Genomic DNA, 16,494 nt, shown 5'->3' with positions numbered 1-16,494 from the left:
ACGAATCCCGACGGGGACCGTCGTGGATCGTTCCGAAGAGGATCAGGCCTCGACGATGAACGCCTCGAGCTGCTGACGCGCGACGTCGTCGGCGAGCTGCTTCGGCGGGGACTTCATCAGGTAGGCCGATGCCGGGAGGATCGGGCCGCCGATGCCCCGGTCCTTGGCGATCTTGGCGGCGCGCACGGCGTCGATGATGATGCCGGCCGAGTTGGGGGAGTCCCAGACCTCGAGCTTGTACTCCAGGTTCAGCGGCACGTCACCGAAGGCACGACCCTCGAGGCGGACGTAGGCCCACTTGCGGTCGTCGAGCCATGCGACGTGATCCGACGGGCCGATGTGGACGTTCTTGTCCTCGACCTTGCCGGCGAGCGAGCCGGTCAGGTTGGAGGTCACGGCCTGGGTCTTCGAGACCTTCTTGGACTCCAGGCGCTCACGCTCGAGCATGTTCTTGAAGTCCATGTTGCCGCCGACGTTGAGCTGGTAGGTGCGGTCGAGGGTGACGCCGCGATCCTCGAACAGCTTCGCCATCACGCGGTGGGTGATGGTGGCGCCGACCTGGCTCTTGATGTCGTCGCCGACGATCGGGACACCGGCGTCGGTGAACTTCTGGGCCCACTCGGGGTCAGAGGCGATGAAGACCGGGAGTGCGTTGACGAACGCGACGTTGGCGTCGATGGCGCACTGTGCGTAGAACTTGTCGGCCTGCTCCGAGCCCACCGGCAGGTAGCTGACGAGGACGTCGACCTCGGCGTCCTTGAGGGCCTGGACGACGTCGACACCCGAGCCGTCGGCCTCGGTGATGGTCTCGAGGTAGTACTTGCCGAGACCGTCGAGGGTGTGGCCGCGCTGGACGGTGACACCGGTCGGCGGCACGTCGGCGATCTTGATGGTGTTGTTCTCGCTCGCGAAGATCGCGTCGGACAGGTCGAAGCCGACCTTCTTGGCGTCCACGTCGAACGCGGCGACGAACTCGACGTCGCGGACGTGGTACGGACCGAACTTCACATGCATCAGGCCGGGAACGCTGGCGTTCTCGTCGGCGTCCTTGTAGTACTGCACGCCTTGCACCAAGGATGAAGCGCAGTTTCCTACGCCCACAATGGCAACGCGCACCTTATTGGGCTCACCCATGGTCGGGCTCTCCTTCTTGTTGCGGCGTCGCAGACCTTCGCTGCGCCACCGGTGTTTTCACTTGCTCGGGTGCCCGAGCTGTTCGTCCCGGCTCTGCGTCGAGTCCGGTTCTGGCAATTCGTCATCGGATCGTCCGGTGCCGGTGCCCGGCCCCGGATCGACAGGTGACTGTTCGGTTCCGGCGTCGTCCCGAGCGGTGTCGTCGGGATCGAATGTGTCGGAATCAAACGGACTTGGAGTCCCGTCTCGCTGCTGGGAGCTCTCGGCGGCGATCAGCTCGTTGAGCCAGCGGACCTCCCGTTCGCTGGACTCGAGGCTGAGCTGATGCAGCTGGCGGGTGTAGCGATCGACCGCCCGGTTGGACCGTCCGACGATCTCCCGCAACCCTTCGCGGCGCTCCTCCACCTGCCGGCGACGACCCTCGAGGATGCGCATGCGCGCAACTGCGGGAGTCCGGCTGAAGAACGCCAGATGCACACCGAAACCGTCATCGGTGTAGTTCTGCGGACCGGTGTCGGCCACGAGCTCGGCGAACCGAGCGCGACCGGCATCGGTGAGCTGGTACACCCGACGCCCACGACGAACCTTCATGCCCGAGGGCGCGTCGGCTTCGTCGATGAGACCGTCGGCCTGCATCCGACGCAGGGTCGGATACAGCGAACCGTAGGAGAAGGCACGGAAAGCCCCGAGGAGACCGGTCAGTCGCTTGCGCAGCTCGTAACCGTGCATCGGGGCTTCGAGAAGCAATCCGAGAATCGCGAGCTCGAGCACTTCGTCACCCCCTCCGGTCCGTCGATGTGTCGGAAGGTGCTGACAGCACAACACCTCGCTCCGATGTGTTTGCCAATGTATCGCACCGATATAACCGTGTCCACGAGGAGGTCGGTCGAGGGAGGTACTCCGGGCCCCGGGCCGCAATAGGGGACTACTCGTCTCGGTGAAGCGCCCGGACCGTCGCGCCGACGACAAACCTGTGACCACGTACGCTTGAAACCGTGCAACGCCAGATCGTCGACTACGCCCTGCAGCGGCGCGCTCGGCTGTCCTCGGTCCACGCGGGCCGGACCGCCGTGGCCGATGTGTGCGATGCGAGTCCGTATCTTCTGCGCGCGGCGAAGTTCCATGGTCGGCCCAGCGAGACGATGTGCCCGATCTGCCGGAAAGAGCAGGTCACGCTTGTCTCCTGGGTGTTCGGCGAACGTCTGGGTCAGGTGAGCGGCTCAGCGCGGAGCGCAGAGGAGATCGCCCGGCTGGCGACCACCGCCGAGGAGTTCTCGGTGCATGTCGTCGAAGTGTGTCGGACGTGCAGCTGGAACCATTTGGTGCAGTCATACGTTGCCGGGCTGCCGCCGCGGACCACGCGTCGCACCCGACGTGTGGCCAAGTAGCGCGCTGGCCTGCGGCTTTTTGCCGCGGCCTCATGCGGGCTGTCAAAGTGGAGTGGCACGAGGCTAGAGAATTGAGACCGAGGCCAACGGTGTGAACGCGCCGCACGGCCCGGTAGGAAAGGTGGACGATGAGCGAGGCGTACGGTTCTTCGCCCACACCGCGCGGTACCGGATCCCGTCCCGGTCGCAACGGTGGCGGTAACAACGGACGAGCCAACAGGCAGGCCGCGGAGGAGCGGCAGAAACGGTTCGCCTGGGCGCTCGGCGCGGTGGGTGCGATCGTCCCGGCCATCGTGCTGGTGCTGATCATCGCGTTCGCCTTCACCTACTTCACCGCGGAGATCCCCGAACCCGAGGTCAGCCAGAAGGCGACGATCGTCGACACCTCCGGCCGCACCCTTGCCGACATCACCCAGCCCGACGGCAACCGCCAGGTGGTGCCGTTCGACGAGATCCCCGACACGATGATCCAGGCGATCGTCGCCGCCGAGGACCGCGAGTTCTGGACCAACAACGGCTTCTCGCCGCGTGGCCTGTCCCGCGCGGTGATCGGTCAGATCACCGGCAACACCTCCGCCGGTGGTGGTTCGACGATCACCCAGCAGTACGTCAAGAACGCGATCGTCGGCGACGAACGCAGCTTCGATCGCAAGTTCAAGGAACTCGCCATCGCCGCCAAGATGAACGAGCGGCACGGCTGGTCCAAGGAGAAGATCCTCGAGGCCTACCTCAACACCATCTACTTCGGACGCGGCGCCTACGGTGTGGCCGTCGCCACGCAGAAGTACTTCAACAAGTCGATCACCGATCCGGTGCGTGCCAAGAAGAACCCGCTGACCTTCGAGGAAGCGGCTTTGCTCGCCGGCGTCATCCGTGCGCCGTCGTATTACGACCCCGAGAACAATCTCGAGGCGACCGAGGCCCGGTGGCGCTACGTGCTGAGCGGCATGGTCGCGACCGGAGCCATCACCAAGCAGCAGGCCGACAACGCGGTCTTCCCCAAGACCGTCAAGGCGCGGGTCAACGGCAGTGACGAGACTCCCGGTCCCAACGGTCTGATCAAGCGTCGGGTCCTCGAAGAACTCAGCAGCGTCGGCATCACCGAGAAGCAGCTGCAGACCGGCGGCCTGAAGATCAGCACCACCATCGACCCCCAGGTGCAGAACGGCGTCGTCCAGGCGGCCTGCCGCAAGAACAAGATCTACAAGTGCCCGAACGGCCAGCTGAACGGGGAGCCCAACGACCTCCTCGCGTCGGTGGTCTCCATCGACCCGCAGTCCGGCGCGGTGCGCGGCTACTACGGCGGTGACAACGCCGGTGGCTGGGATCTCGCACAGGCCGGCCTCCAGACCGGCTCGTCGTTCAAGGTCTTCGCCCTCATCGCGGCCCTCGAACAGGACATCCCGTTGTCGAAGACCTACAGCTCGGCGCCCTTCGAGGCCAGCGGCGGACTGACGGTCGAGAACTCCGACGGCGAGAGCTGCGGCTCGTGCAACCTCGCGACCGCGATGAAGATGTCGCTGAACACCGTCTACTACCGCCTCATGATGGACCTCAAACGAGGCGCCCGGGATGTCGCCGACGCGGCGCACCGAGCCGGCGTCGCCGAGTCCTTCGGCAACATCGAGAAGACCCTGCAGGAGGCGAACGGCTCGCCCGAGGGCGGCGTCGTGCTGGGCCAGTACCAGTCGCGCGTCATCGACATGGCCTCGGCGTATGCGACGCTCGCGGCCTCCGGCGTCTACCACGAGCCGTACTTCGTGCAGAAGGTCACCGACTCCGAGGGCCAGGTGCTCTTCGAGCGCAAGAACGAGGGCAAGCGGGTCTTCCCGGCCAAGGTCGCCGACACCGTGACCGCGGCACTCGAACCGATCCCGGCGTACTCCAACGGCAACTCGCTCTACGACCCGTCGCTCGGCGCGCGTCCCGCCGCTGCCAAGACCGGCACCGTGCAGCTCGGTGACACCGGTAAGAACAAGGACGCATGGATGGTCGGGTACACCCCGCAGCTGTCCACCGCGGTCTGGGTCGGCACCAACGACGGCACCGCGCTCACCAACTACAGCGGCGCGTCGATCTACGGCAGCGGCCTGCCCTCGCAGATCTGGAAGGCGGCCATGAACTCCGCCCTCGAGGGCAAGGAGATCAAGGAGTTCCCCGAACCCGAAGAGGCCATCGGCGGAGAGGTCGGCATCCCGTACGAGGCGCCGGCGACGACCTACGCGCCGTCGACGCGCTCGCGCGGACCTTCCGCACCGACCTTCGAGATCCCTGATCAGGGCGGTGACGGCAACCTGACACTCGCACCGGGCGTCACCATCCCGCTCCCGGGAGGCCCGCGCGGTGGAGGCGGCAACGGCGGTGGCAACTCGCCGGACGGCAACTCGCCCGACAGTGGTGGTGCCGGCGGCGGGAACACGCCGGGTCGCGGAGGCAACCAGCCCGGCGGTGAGGACGGCGGAGGAACCCCTGAACCGCCCGTCGGCTGACCAGGATCCCCCGGCTGACTCTGTCGACGCAGCCGACCCTTCCTTGGACAGCCCTGCGCCGTTGGCGCGCGACGAACGCGTCGACGCCGAACGAGTACTCCCCACGCGCTCGGACAACCTGGTGCGCGAGGCGAGTTCACTCGTCGGTGGCCCGGCGGGCGCGCATGCCGTCATCGGCCGCAGCCGCCACCTGACACCGCTGCGTGTGTTGTTCGCGCTCGCATTGTGCGGACTGGCCCTTGGCTGGTTCGGTAAGGCGAGCTGTCTGCAGCAGGCTCCGCCAGACGATGGTTCGGCGGGTCGGCCGGGCGCCGAGATGCGACTCGACTGGGATGACCAGCGGCAGTTCACCAACCTCTGCTACAGCGACGTCATCAGCCTGTACGGCGCCGAACGACTCAACATCGGGGCACTGCCCTACCGCGATTTCTGGTTCCAGGAGGACGCCGGGGGCCAGACCATCAAGCGCTACATGGAGTACCCGGTCCTCACCGGGATGTTCATGTACGGCGCCGCGCAGCTCACACGCGGCTGGGTGTGGGCCGAGGAGAACTGGGGTGTCCCCGGCGCGCTCGACGTCGTGCTGTTCTTCACCATCGTCGCGCTCGGTCTGGCGCTGTTCTGGCTGGTCACGATCTGGGCGACGGCCCTGACCGCACGCACCCGGATATGGACGGTCTGGCTGGCGGCGCTCTCGCCGCTGGTCTTCGTGCACGCCTTCACCAACTTCGACACCATTGCGACGGCCGCCGTCGCGGTCGCGCTGCTCGCCTGGTCACGGGACCGGCCGTGGATCGCCGGCGTCGCCATCGGGGTCGGTGCCGCTGCAAAGCTCTATCCCGCGCTGCTCCTGGTGGTGTTGGGAGCATTGTGTCTGCGGTCCGGCCGGGTCCGCGAGTTCGGGGCAACGGCCGGGGCCGCGATCGCCGCCTGGTTGCTGGTCAACCTGCCGATCCTCATCCCGTACCCGACCGGGTGGTGGGAGTTCTTCCGGTTCAACGGCGACCGCTCGGCCGATGCCGACACCATCTACCGCATCCTCGCCGACACGCTTGGTTTCACATGGAACATCAACCATCTGAACGCGCTGTCGGTCGGTTTGACCGTCCTCGTCCTGGTGGCGGTCACCGGCATCGGGTTGTGCGCGCCGTTCCGTCCCCGGGTCGCGCAACTTGCGTTTCTCGCGGTGGCCGGCTTCCTCCTCGTCAACAAGGTGTGGAGCCCGCAGTACTCGTTGTGGCTGGTGCCGTTGGCGGTCCTCGCGATCCCGCACACCCGGTTGCTCTTGACGTGGATGACGATCGACGCGCTGGTCTGGATCCCACGGATGGGTCTGTTCCTCGACCAGGAGCGACGCTGGCTCCCCGACCAGTGGTTCACCACCGCGGTGGTGCTCCGCGGACTGATCGTCCTCGTGCTGTGTGCGGTCGTGGTCTGGCAGATCTGGCATCCCAAGGACGACCTCGTCCGACACCGAAACGACGGACGCTGGTACGACGACCCGGCCGGCGGGGTGCTCGACGGCGCACCAGACCGCATCCGGCTCCGTCTGCCGTCGAGACGAGTGCGACGAGTCGAAGACGAAGTGGCCGAGCCGGTTTCGGCCGGGGCTTCGTGATCCGGTAGCCGCGCACCGCGGTTCGATGCGGACCCGAGGGAACCGGACGCCGTGCCGGTGCGTCCAATCCACCATGAACACCTTGCAACTCGCAGTCCCCGACGACCTCACCGACTGGCTCGCCGCCGGCGACCGAACGGCCGAACTCCTCGCCGATTCTGTACTGGTCGACCATCAGTGGTGGACCGATACGCTGGCGGAGTTCGAGATGCCGAACACGTTGCACGGCAGTCGAATCGGTCGGCAGGAGCTGTTCGCGCTCGGTGCGGTGGCCGGCGAATCCCCGGAGGACGCGATCGCGCTGCTGTGGAATGTCGTCGCGTTCTGCCTGGGTCGGCAGAACGCCGACGGCAAGAAGCGGATCGCTGCCGTGGCCGCGGACCGCAAGCGCCTCGGGAGGCTTCTCCAGGAGGCCGCCCTCGCGAGTCGCGACGATCCGGGCGCGGCATACGCGATGCTGCGACCGGACAAGGGCGGCAACACCATCGACCGCCTCGGCCCGGGTGGTTTCACCTGGTTCCTGTACTTCGCGGGCGGCGGCGACCCGAAACATCCGAGTCCGGTGCTCGAGGCCAAGGTGGGCCGGTCGTTGCGACGCGCCGGGTGGAAGGGCCTGCGCGACGGCGTCTGGACTGCCGCCGACTACGTTGCCTACTCACGGCTCGTGGACCGCTGGCGCACGGACGCCGGGGTGGATCGCAACGACGTCATCGTGCGCGGCCTCTTCGCAATCTCGCCTCCGACCGGATGGGACCACCCGTGGCAGGCGTGGGAGCGGCAGACCTGGGAGAAGGCGAACTGGGTGCGCGGCCCCTTGTCCACCGACGATCTGCGCGTTGTCCATCGCTGGTTGTGCACCCTCTCCGCGTTGGCGCCGAGATCCGCTGAGGCGCAACCCGAATTCCGGGAACTGAGTCGCAAGATCAGCCAGGCACTCAACGGCGAGGTCAGCGAGATCAACGGTGGGTTCGACGAGGACTACGTCTATGGCAGCTACCTCGGCCGCCGCCTCTGAGGGTTGAGGCGGGCCCGTCGTGGGTATGGTCCGGATATGGCTGAACGTGGCGAGAACATCCCGGACAGCACCGCAGAGGCGGTCGGCAAGGTGGGGGAGGCGTTGGAGTACGTCGAGCGCGCCCGTGGCCACCTCTACACCTTCCATCAGCTCATCGGGCGCGCGGACCTGTTGCTCGGCGAGGCCGTGGATGCACTGCGCGAGGACGGGCACACCGACATCGCGGATGCGCTCGCCACCGAGATGGTCGGACGCAATGTCATCAACGGCCGCTGGACGTTCCAGGTTGTCGAGGAGTTCGACGCCACCTACTGGCAACCGCTGCGCGAGCACGCCGATCGGGCACGGAACGAGCTGACCGATGGGATCACGCACCTCCACGAGGCGCGGATGAAAGAGGATCGACGGACGCACGGTCACCCCGACCACACCAAGGAGCCCGAGGGGAGAGAGCCCGGATCAGGCGGACATCCTCTGTAGCAGTTCGGCTTTGGCGGCCGGCCAGTCGTCGTCGGTCATCGCGTACAGCGCGGTGGTCCGCCAGCCGTCACCGAACTGCCGGTGTTTGCGGAGCAGTCCCTCGAATCGGGCGCCGAGCTTCTCGATCGCGGCGCGCGACCGGGCGTTGCGCTCGTGGGTGTGCCAGGTGATCCGTACGGCGCCGCAGTCCTCGAACGCGTGCCGCAGAAGGAGGAACTTCGCCGTCGGGTTGACTGTCGTCCCCTGAACACGTTCGGCATAGAACGTGTACCCGATGCAGGCACTTCGGTGGGCGTGGTCGATCTCGTAGAAGCTCGTCGACCCGACGACCTGGCCGTCGACGTTGTCGACGACCGCGAACGCCACACGCGCATCGGGGTCGGCGTTGGCGGCGTCGATGTAACGGTGGGCGGTGGCGAGGTCGACGGGGACGCCGGGAGACCAGCGGAACCGGTCGGGATCCCCGACCACGCGGGCGAGCGCCGGAGCGTCGTCGACGGTCAACGGCCGCAGGGTGACCCGCTCGCCGACGAGTGGGCCCGAGCCCAACCAGGAACTCATGTCAGGCACGGTCCGTGGCAGGTACCGGCTGAGTCGCCGGATCTCCGTGGAGATCATCCGGTCCCGCGGCGGTGCGGATCGTCCTCGACGCGAGCGGTTCCCGCAGCGGTGTGCGGGCGAGCGTGCCGATCAGGTAGACCAGCAGCGCCGCGTGCACCCAGACCGAGCCGGCGACTCCGGTGAGCACCCACCAGGGCAGGGGATCGCCGGCGTCGCGGATGGGGAACAGGCGGAAGATCGTCAGGTCGAGGGCGATGTCGGTGATCAGGTAGACGGCGATCACCTGCCAGCGGACCCGCATGAGCACGAAGAACGGGAGAATCCAGAGCGTGTACTGCGGTGAGTGCACCTTGTGGAACAGCATGAAGCCGGCGAGCATGGCCCCGCTCACACCGATCCAGGGGAAGATGCCGATCCGCTCGTAGCGGCGCCACCCCAGGTACATGGCCACGGCGAAGCCGACGAGGATCAGCAACGGTGACGCCACCCCGACGACGGAGTGGTAGGTGTCCGTCGTCCCGGTGAGATAGCGCAGACCCCAGTACCAGATGGAGTTGGTGTCGACGTCGGCCCGGCGCCGCCCCTGGAACGTCAGTGCCGCTTTCCAGCCGTCGAATCCGAGGACCATGAACGGCAACTGGATCGCGACCACGGTGATGACCGCGGCGGCCGCGACCCACGCCGCACCCACCCAGTCGAGGCCGCGCTGCCCGGCGCGCCGCAGTCCGCCGGCGCCTCCGGTCAGGACGTAGGCCGCCAGCGGCAGCACGAAGATCCCGGGATACAGCTTGAGGCAGAAACCGATGGCCAGCAGGACCGCGGCCATCACGGCGCAGGCCCGCAACGGAAGTCGTCGTCGGCCCGTGTCGGGGTCGATCGAACCGCCCCACGTCATCACCGCGATCGCGGCGACCGCGGTCGCCACCACCGGCAGCTCCCAGTTGTGGAACGAGTACAGGACCAGCGGGGGCGTGGCCGCCCACAGCAGCGCCCACCAGCGGACCATCAGCGCCAGCATCACCGTGATCGCGAATCCGAACGGCGCCAGCAGCAGTGCGGACTGGGTGAAGAAGGCGGTGTCGGTGTCGGCGCCGATCGCCCCGACGTACATGAACAGACCGGACAACACCGGGTACTCGACGACGCCGCCGAACAACGTGCCGTCCCCGGTGATCCCGCCGTGGATGTAGGGGAACACGTGGTTGTTGATGTCGCGGCCGAGCCACAGGTACATCAGGTCCGAGTAGCAGGGGATGAGACCGCCGGGATCGCCGGAGGGCCAGTTGGCGCTGCGGCCGTCGGCGTCGAACGGCGCCCCGCCGCAGCGGGCCTTGGCTTGGAAACTCCAGAACATCGTCGCCGCGGTGGCCAGCAGTGACACCAGCACGATGACCGCGGTCTCACCGCGGCCGGACAGCCACGGGATCCGCCGAGGCGTACTGGTCCGCGGCTCCGACATGGCCAACAGAGTAGGTCGTCGTGTCCGATCCCTGCTCCGCGAGGTGCGACGTGCGAGCAGCGCGAGCGACGAGCCACGAAGAACGAGGTCGTCACCAGCCGCTGAACCGGTGCTCACGACCTCGGATTTCCGCGAAAACGTCCTGGTCATGTATCTTGAACCGGTTGCCGACGCAGGCGACCCTCCTGCCACGGACAGTCCGTGGCCGACCTAGCCCATAGGAGGTGATGTGGTCTTATGCGTCACTACGAATTGATGGTCATCCTCGATCCGAATCTGGACGAGCGCACCGTCGCACCCTCACTCGATACTTTCCTCAATGTTGTCCGCAAGGATGGCGGTTCGGTGGATGGTGTCGACATCTGGGGCAAGCGCCGTCTTGCTTACGAGATCCTCAAGCACAATGAGGGCATCTACGCCGTCATCGATCTCAATGCCGAGCCCGCCACGGTTACCGAGCTCGACCGTCAGCTGAAGCTGAACGAGTCGGTTCTGCGCACCAAGGTCCTGCGGAAGTAATCCACAGGGTTTCTTGAACGTCTGAAGACGTCGGTACCGGGTTCTAGGGTTGACCCAGGAAATCCCGGTGCATGTCGATCAGCGAGTGCCCACCTACGACCCAAGGGGAAACACACATGGCAGGCGACACGGTCATCACCGTCATCGGCAATCTCACCGCCGACCCGGAATTGCGGTTCACGCCGTCCGGCGCAGCGGTTGCCAACTTCACGGTGGCTTCCACCCCGCGCACGTTCGACCGCCAGACCAATGAGTGGAAGGACGGCGAAGCGCTGTTCCTCCGCTGCAACATCTGGCGCGACGCCGCGGAGAACGTGACCGAAAGCCTGACCAAGGGTTCCCGGGTGATCGTGCAGGGACGGCTCAAGCAGCGGTCCTACGAAACCAAAGAAGGCGAACGACGCACGGTCGTGGAACTCGAGGTCGACGAGATCGGCCCCTCGCTGCGGTACGCCACCGCCAAGGTCAACCGCGCCTCGCGCGGCGGCGGTGGTGGCGGCGGCGGATTCGGATCCGGTGGCGGCGGCGGTAGCCGCGGCGGCGGATCGAACCAGCAGGTCGCCGACGATCCCTGGGGCAGCGCGCCTGCCAGCAGCGGCGGATCGTTCGGTGGCGGGGACGACGAACCACCTTTCTGATATCTCCCGGAGCCGGCACCTCGGGTGACCGGTTTCGGACAGCCTCGGGCACGGCAGTGACCGATCCCGAAGAAGCATTGACTGGAGCAATACACACATGGCAAAGGCAAAGGCCAGCCGGAAGCCTCGCGTCGAAAAGGTCACCAAGACCAAGGCGTGCAGCTTCTGCAAGGACAAGAAGGCCGTCATCGACTACAAGGACACCGCGCTTCTGCGTCGTTTCCTGTCCGACCGCGGCAAGATCCGCTCGCGTCGCGTGACCGGTAACTGCGTGCAGCACCAGCGTGACGTCGCTGTGGCCGTCAAGAACTCGCGTGAGGTGGCCCTGCTGCCCTTCACCTCGACCAGCCGATAAGCGGAAAGGATCAGTTGGCATGAAGCTCATCCTCACCGCCGCCGTGGAGAACCTCGGCGAAGCCGGCGACATCGTCGTGGTCAAGGACGGCTACGGCCGCAACTACCTGCTGCCCCGCGGCCTGGCCATCAAGGCCACCCGCGGCGCCGAGAAGCAGGTCGAGGGCATCCGCCGTGCGCAGGAGGCCCGCGAGGTCCGTGGTCTCGAGCACGCCAACGAGCTGAAGCAGGCCCTCGAGGGTCTCGACGCAGTCTCGCTGGACGTCAAGACCCACGACTCGGGCAAGCTGTTCGGTTCGGTCACCGCGGCAGACGTCGCCGGTGCCATCAAGACCGCCGGCGGACCCGTCGTGGACAAGCGCAACGTCGTGCTGCCCAAGGGTCACATCAAGGCCACCGGCAGCTACCCGGTCACCGTCACCCTGCACCCGCAGGTCTCGGCAACCGTGCAGCTCGCCGTCGTCGCCGCCAGCTGACCCCAGCGTCGACACACAAAGGCCGGGTGGAAGAGATTCCACCCGGCCTTTGTCGTGTCTGACCTGCGGCCGAGAAACGCCGACCACCCTCCGCCGGCCGAGTAGCGACGACCGAGCGCAGCGAGGACGCTGCGTATCGAGGTCTCCTACTTCGGGGCAGGTGGGTTGGCGGGCAACTGATTCCAGTACTGCAGCCGCGGCGGCAGGTACCGGGGCGCCGGATTGGCGCTGTGCGCGACGGCGTTGTTACCCGGGCCGAGGGTGTCCCAGGACGGGAAGAAGAACTTGTGCCACGCCGGGGTGAAGATCAACGCCCGTTCACCGGTGCGGCAGGCGACGACGTCGCGCCGCGGCACGGTGCAGGTGACCCCGGCGATGGTGACGCGTTTGCCGACGGCCAGGGTTGGCGGACGGAACCCGGTCTTCGAACCGAAGCGGTACGTCTGGTCTCGGTTGACCCACCACGGACCCTGCTGGTCCGCTGTGATGGCGGCGCCGGTCGCGGTGGGCGGGGCGGTCGCCGGACGGCCCTGGCAGCCCACGTAGCGGTAGGCCTGCCCGATCTGGCACATCCAGCGGCCGGTGGTGAAGAACGAGCGCCCGTTGTCGCCGTAGGCGATCGAGCGGAAGGTCGTCGGATCGACCGGCTGGTACCGCGACAGGTCGAATTCGACGGGCATCGTGGGACCGGGCGCGGCGTCTGCCGGAGGCGCTCCCAGCGCGATCCCGGCCGCGACCGCCAGCGCGGCCACCGCAGCGACCGTTCGGCGGATGACCCCGGTTCCCAACCCCAACCTCGACACGATCGACATTGCATCACATGGATTCGGGTCGCGGTCGGCTATCCGGCGAGATGGCACGTAGCTGAGCGCTGTCGTGCCTGGTTGTTACGTAGATCACTCGGGGAATTCACCGAATTGTTGGCCACGCGCACTTGAACGGTCGTCGCAACACGCCCAAGTGACGACGCGCCGAGGAGTGGCGAAGGATTTTCAGTTTCTTGATTGTGGAAATTATTGGGGGCGCTGACCTGCACGAACAGAGTTGTTCACACCCTAATTCCTCAGGTTGTCCACAACGGGTGCACAATCGCTCCCCCGCTCATTCACACGTCGTCCACAAGTCCTCCCCAGATCCATCAACAGCCCGGTTTGAGTCGTCGTGGCGGAGGTCTTAGTGTCTCGGCTCAGGTCTCAGTCCTGTTTTCGCGCGCCCGCCGGCAGTCGTTGTCGGAGCGTCCCGATAGGAAAGAGACGGACAGAGCAAGAGACAGAGCAGTACGTCGACACCGGAGACTCTCGAGGTGGCCTGCCGGGGCCGACACCACAGAGGTCGTATCCACTCGTCAGGGCGAGCGGTGCGAGCGTATGCGAGAGGTTAGACACACGTGGCTGTTGTGGATGACCGCGGGCACGGTCCTGCCGCCGGCGATCGGGAAGAACGGGGTCGAGGTCGAGGCGGGGACGACGCCCCACCCACCGAGGACTTCGGTAGGCAACCCCCGCAGGACCTCGCGGCCGAGCAATCCGTGCTCGGCGGCATGCTCCTGTCCAAGGACGCGGTCGCGGACGTCGTCGAGAAGATCCGTACGGCCGACTTCTATCGGCCCGCGCACCAGGCGGTGTTCGAGGCGATCCTGAGCCTCTACAGCAAGGGCGAACCCGCGGACGCGGTCACCGTCGCCGCCGAACTCGAGCGGTCGGGCGAACTGAAGCGGATCGGTGGCGCACCGTATCTGCACACCCTGATCTCGACGGTGCCCACGGCCGCCAACGCCGGCTACTACGCCGAGATCGTGGCCGAGAAGGCCATCCTGCGCCGTCTGGTCACCGCCGGCACCCGCATCGTGCAGTACGGCTACGCGGGCAACGACGGCCAGGATGTGGCCGAGGTCGTCGACCGCGCGCAGGCCGAGGTCTACGAGGTCACCGAACGCCGTCAGGCAGAGGACTACCTCCCGCTCGAAGAGCTGCTGCAGCCGACGATGGACGAGATCGACTCCATCGCCTCGCGCGGCGGCATCTCGCTGGGTGTGCCGACCGGCTTCGCCGACTTCGACAAGCTGACCAACGGTCTCCACCCGGGCCAGATGATCATCGTGGCCGCGCGACCCGGTGTCGGCAAGGCGCTCGCCCTCGACACCCCGCTGCCCACGCCCTCCGGCTGGACGACGATGGGCAAGGTCGGGGTGGGCGACGAGCTGCTCGACGCGCACGGCCGACCCACCAAGGTGGTCGCCGCGACCGAGGTGATGACCGAACGTCCTTGCTACGAGGTCGAGTTCAACGACGGCGCCGTGCTGGTCGCCGACGAGCAGCACCAGTGGGCGGCCGAGATCGACGGCGAGCGGCAGGTCGTCACCACGGCGGGCCTGCGCGCACACGTGGGCTGTGCGGTCATCCGCAACACCGCGCCACTCGAGTTGCCGCGCAAGCGTTTCGCCTACGGCCCGTACACCGTCGCGGCGCTGGCGGGGATGGCGTTCGACGATCCCGAGATCAGCATGCGCATCGACGCCGAAGGGCCCGTCGACGTGATGACGCTGATGGCCGACCTCGGCGGCCGGATCCCCTACGAGTATCTGCGCGGCTCGATCGCTCAGCGTCGGGCGCTGCTGGCCGGTCTCCTCGACGCCCGCGCCACCGTCGACGACGATGGCTGGATCACCGTGCCCGCCGCGACCCGGCACATGACCGCGGTCGTCGCCGACCTGGTCGCCGGCCTGGGATTCAACTACAAGCGCTCGGCGACCGGTTGGCTGCGCGTCGACGCCGACGAGGACGTGTTCACCGTCCACCACAAGGCAATTCGGCACAAGGAACTCCGACGCAAGGCCGGCGTCCGCCGCGTCGTTGCGGTGCGGCCGGTGGACTCGGTTCCGGTCCGCTGCGTCGAGGTCGACAACGACGAGCACCTCTACCTCGCCGGCGAGGCGATGGTCCCCACGCACAATTCGACGCTGGCCATGGACTTCCTACGCTCGGCGGCGATCGGACACGGCCTCACCGCGGCGATGTTCTCGCTGGAGATGAGCAAGACCGAGATCGTCATGCGACTGCTCTCGGCCGAGGCCAAGGTCAAGCTCGCCGACATGCGTGCCGGCACCATGAGCGACGACGACTGGACGCGCCTGGCCCGTCGTATGGGTGAGATCTCCGATGCGCCCTTCTTCATCGACGACTCGCCGAACCTCACCATGATGGAGATCCGCGCGAAGGCGCGTCGTCTCAAACAGCGCCACGACCTGAAAGTCGTTGCGGTGGACTACATGCAGCTGATGACGTCGGGCAAGAAGGTCGAGTCCCGACAGCAAGAGGTCTCGGAGTTCTCGCGTCAATTGAAGCTGCTGGCGAAGGAGCTCGAGGTCCCGGTGATCGCGATCAGCCAGCTGAACCGCGGTCCCGAGCAACGTACCGACAAGAAACCGCAGGTGTCCGACCTTCGTGAGTCCGGCTCGCTGGAGCAGGACGCCGACATGGTCATCCTGCTGCACCGCCCCGACTCGATCGAGCGTGACGACCCCCGCGCGGGCGAGGCCGACATCATCGTCGGCAAGCACCGTAACGGCCCGACCGCCACCATCACCGTCGCTCACCAGCTGCACCTCAGCCGGTTCGTCGACATGGCGAGGGGTTAGTCGCCGGGCAGAGTCCGCGCGGGATAACGCTTCGATCAGGTCGGGCTGCGTGCCCTTTCGCGACGCTCGTGTGAGTGGTGTCCTGGATAGGTCAGTCGCACCTGCCGACTCGGCGGGGGCGGATCCCCATCTCGTCAAGGCAGCACCATGACCACCATCCACATGCACGAGAAGACCACCGTGACACCCGAGCAGTTCCTGGCGGGTCTCACCGACTTCGGGCCCGGTCGGAAAGAACTCTTCGGAAACAGCGCGGACAGTTACCTCGAGGTGCACCACGAGGGACCCCACGAAGCCGATGTCACGGAGGGTTCGAACGGGATCTGGGAAACCCTGCACTACGACTGGGCGGACCCGCATCGGGTGGTCTTGGCGACCACCGACTCCAATCTGTGGGGCGGCCCCTCGGGACACACCTACACCCTCACGCCGCAACCCACCGGTGGTACCGACGTGGATGTTCTCGTCGTCAGGGACGGAAAGAACCTCAAGGGGCGACTCCTCGCAGGTGTGCTCGGAGCTGTCGGTCCCCGCGTCCTGGGCAAGCAGTTCCGGCATACGGTCGAGGCCATCGAGGCCCGGAACAACGGAGCCGGCTGACCCCACGACCTCAGTACGACCCTGCGACCTCGATCGAGGTCGCATCGTCGAGACGACGTCTGCCGGTCGACGCCCAGTCAGTAGGTGTGGAGACATCGTCGGGACGGGGTGCGGGCAGGGTCCCGG

General features: G+C 66.8%; 15 protein-coding genes and 1 pseudogene. 11 read left to right on the top strand and 5 right to left on the bottom strand.

Translation table 11 applies throughout. The annotated features are described in order from the left end of the window. Positions 1 to 42: 42 nt before the first annotated feature. Both M1L58_RS15365 and M1L58_RS15360 read right to left on the bottom strand, forming a co-directional pair. The gene (locus M1L58_RS15365; protein WP_039879823.1) at positions 43 to 1,134 is read right to left on the bottom strand and encodes an inositol-3-phosphate synthase; all 1,092 of its coding nucleotides are present in this window, start codon (positions 1,132 to 1,134) and stop codon (positions 43 to 45) included. Beyond that, positions 1,127 to 1,905, bottom strand: a pseudogene (locus M1L58_RS15360) (PadR family transcriptional regulator). The gene M1L58_RS15365 and the pseudogene M1L58_RS15360 overlap by 8 nt, the downstream one beginning before the upstream one ends. Positions 1,906 to 2,129: 224 nt before the next feature. Between M1L58_RS15360 and M1L58_RS15355 the strand changes: the two are divergent. From M1L58_RS15355 to M1L58_RS15335, 5 genes are all read left to right on the top strand, one after another. Then, the gene (locus M1L58_RS15355; protein WP_006868579.1) at positions 2,130 to 2,522 is read left to right on the top strand and encodes a DUF5318 family protein; all 393 of its coding nucleotides are present in this window, start codon (positions 2,130 to 2,132) and stop codon (positions 2,520 to 2,522) included. A gap of 128 nt (positions 2,523 to 2,650) precedes the next feature. Then, complete coding sequence (locus M1L58_RS15350; protein WP_248659531.1) at positions 2,651 to 5,011, top strand: transglycosylase domain-containing protein; 2,361 nt, start codon at positions 2,651 to 2,653, stop codon at positions 5,009 to 5,011. Continuing rightward, positions 4,971 to 6,629, top strand: a complete 1,659-nt coding sequence (locus M1L58_RS15345) for a glycosyltransferase family 87 protein (protein ID WP_248659530.1) — start codon at positions 4,971 to 4,973, stop codon at positions 6,627 to 6,629. The genes M1L58_RS15350 and M1L58_RS15345 overlap by 41 nt, the downstream gene beginning before the upstream one ends. 73 nt (positions 6,630 to 6,702) lie before the next feature. Beyond that, the gene (locus M1L58_RS15340) at positions 6,703 to 7,644 is read left to right on the top strand and encodes an 8-oxoguanine DNA glycosylase OGG fold protein (RefSeq protein ID WP_248659529.1); all 942 of its coding nucleotides are present in this window, start codon (positions 6,703 to 6,705) and stop codon (positions 7,642 to 7,644) included. Between the two features lie 36 nt (positions 7,645 to 7,680). Beyond that, positions 7,681 to 8,124, top strand: a complete 444-nt coding sequence (locus tag M1L58_RS15335; RefSeq protein ID WP_248659528.1) for a hypothetical protein — start codon at positions 7,681 to 7,683, stop codon at positions 8,122 to 8,124. On the opposite strand, the gene M1L58_RS15330 is transcribed toward M1L58_RS15335, so the two are convergent. After that, a complete protein-coding gene (locus M1L58_RS15330; RefSeq protein ID WP_248659527.1) occupies positions 8,104 to 8,685 on the bottom strand; it encodes a GNAT family N-acetyltransferase in 582 nt (193 codons plus the stop codon). The genes M1L58_RS15335 and M1L58_RS15330 overlap by 21 nt on opposite strands. Before the next feature lies 1 nt (position 8,686). Next, a complete protein-coding gene (locus M1L58_RS15325) occupies positions 8,687 to 10,144 on the bottom strand; it encodes a hypothetical protein (protein WP_248659526.1) in 1,458 nt (485 codons plus the stop codon). Positions 10,145 to 10,381: 237 nt separating this feature from the next. Between M1L58_RS15325 and rpsF the strand changes: the two genes are divergently transcribed. The 4 genes from rpsF (at position 10,382) to rplI (ending at position 12,131) form a co-directional block, all read left to right on the top strand. After that, positions 10,382 to 10,663: a 30S ribosomal protein S6 gene (gene rpsF / locus M1L58_RS15320; RefSeq protein ID WP_004020660.1), complete on the top strand. Its 282-nt coding sequence runs from the start codon at positions 10,382 to 10,384 to the stop codon at positions 10,661 to 10,663. 116 nt (positions 10,664 to 10,779) lie between these two features. Then, on the top strand, positions 10,780 to 11,301 hold the full coding sequence (locus M1L58_RS15315) for a single-stranded DNA-binding protein (RefSeq protein ID WP_006868586.1): 522 nt from the start codon (positions 10,780 to 10,782) through the stop codon (positions 11,299 to 11,301). Between the two features lie 97 nt (positions 11,302 to 11,398). Next, entirely contained in the window at positions 11,399 to 11,656 is a 258-nt protein-coding gene (gene rpsR, locus M1L58_RS15310) for a 30S ribosomal protein S18 (RefSeq protein ID WP_005194109.1), read from the top strand. 19 nt (positions 11,657 to 11,675) lie between these two features. Further along, a complete protein-coding gene (rplI, locus tag M1L58_RS15305; protein WP_006868587.1) occupies positions 11,676 to 12,131 on the top strand; it encodes a 50S ribosomal protein L9 in 456 nt (151 codons plus the stop codon). Between the two features lie 146 nt (positions 12,132 to 12,277). Here the strand turns inward: rplI and M1L58_RS15300 are convergent, their stop codons facing one another. Then, positions 12,278 to 12,943, bottom strand: coding sequence for a hypothetical protein (locus M1L58_RS15300; RefSeq protein WP_154885419.1), 666 nt, complete (start codon positions 12,941 to 12,943; stop codon positions 12,278 to 12,280). A 575-nt stretch (positions 12,944 to 13,518) separates the two neighbouring features. Between M1L58_RS15300 and dnaB the strand changes: the two genes are divergently transcribed. Both dnaB and M1L58_RS15290 read left to right on the top strand, forming a co-directional pair. Continuing rightward, positions 13,519 to 15,768 (top strand): replicative DNA helicase, encoded by a 2,250-nt coding sequence (gene dnaB, locus M1L58_RS15295; protein WP_040537047.1) that lies wholly within the window; start codon positions 13,519 to 13,521, stop codon positions 15,766 to 15,768. A gap of 147 nt (positions 15,769 to 15,915) precedes the next feature. Further along, a complete protein-coding gene (locus M1L58_RS15290) occupies positions 15,916 to 16,368 on the top strand; it encodes a hypothetical protein (protein ID WP_248659525.1) in 453 nt (150 codons plus the stop codon). Positions 16,369 to 16,494: the final 126 nt, after the last annotated feature.

Source organism: Gordonia sp. C13, assembly GCF_023218005.1.
GTDB lineage: Bacteria > Actinomycetota > Actinomycetes > Mycobacteriales > Mycobacteriaceae > Gordonia > Gordonia namibiensis.
This window is presented reverse-complemented; position numbering and strand designations above follow the sequence as displayed.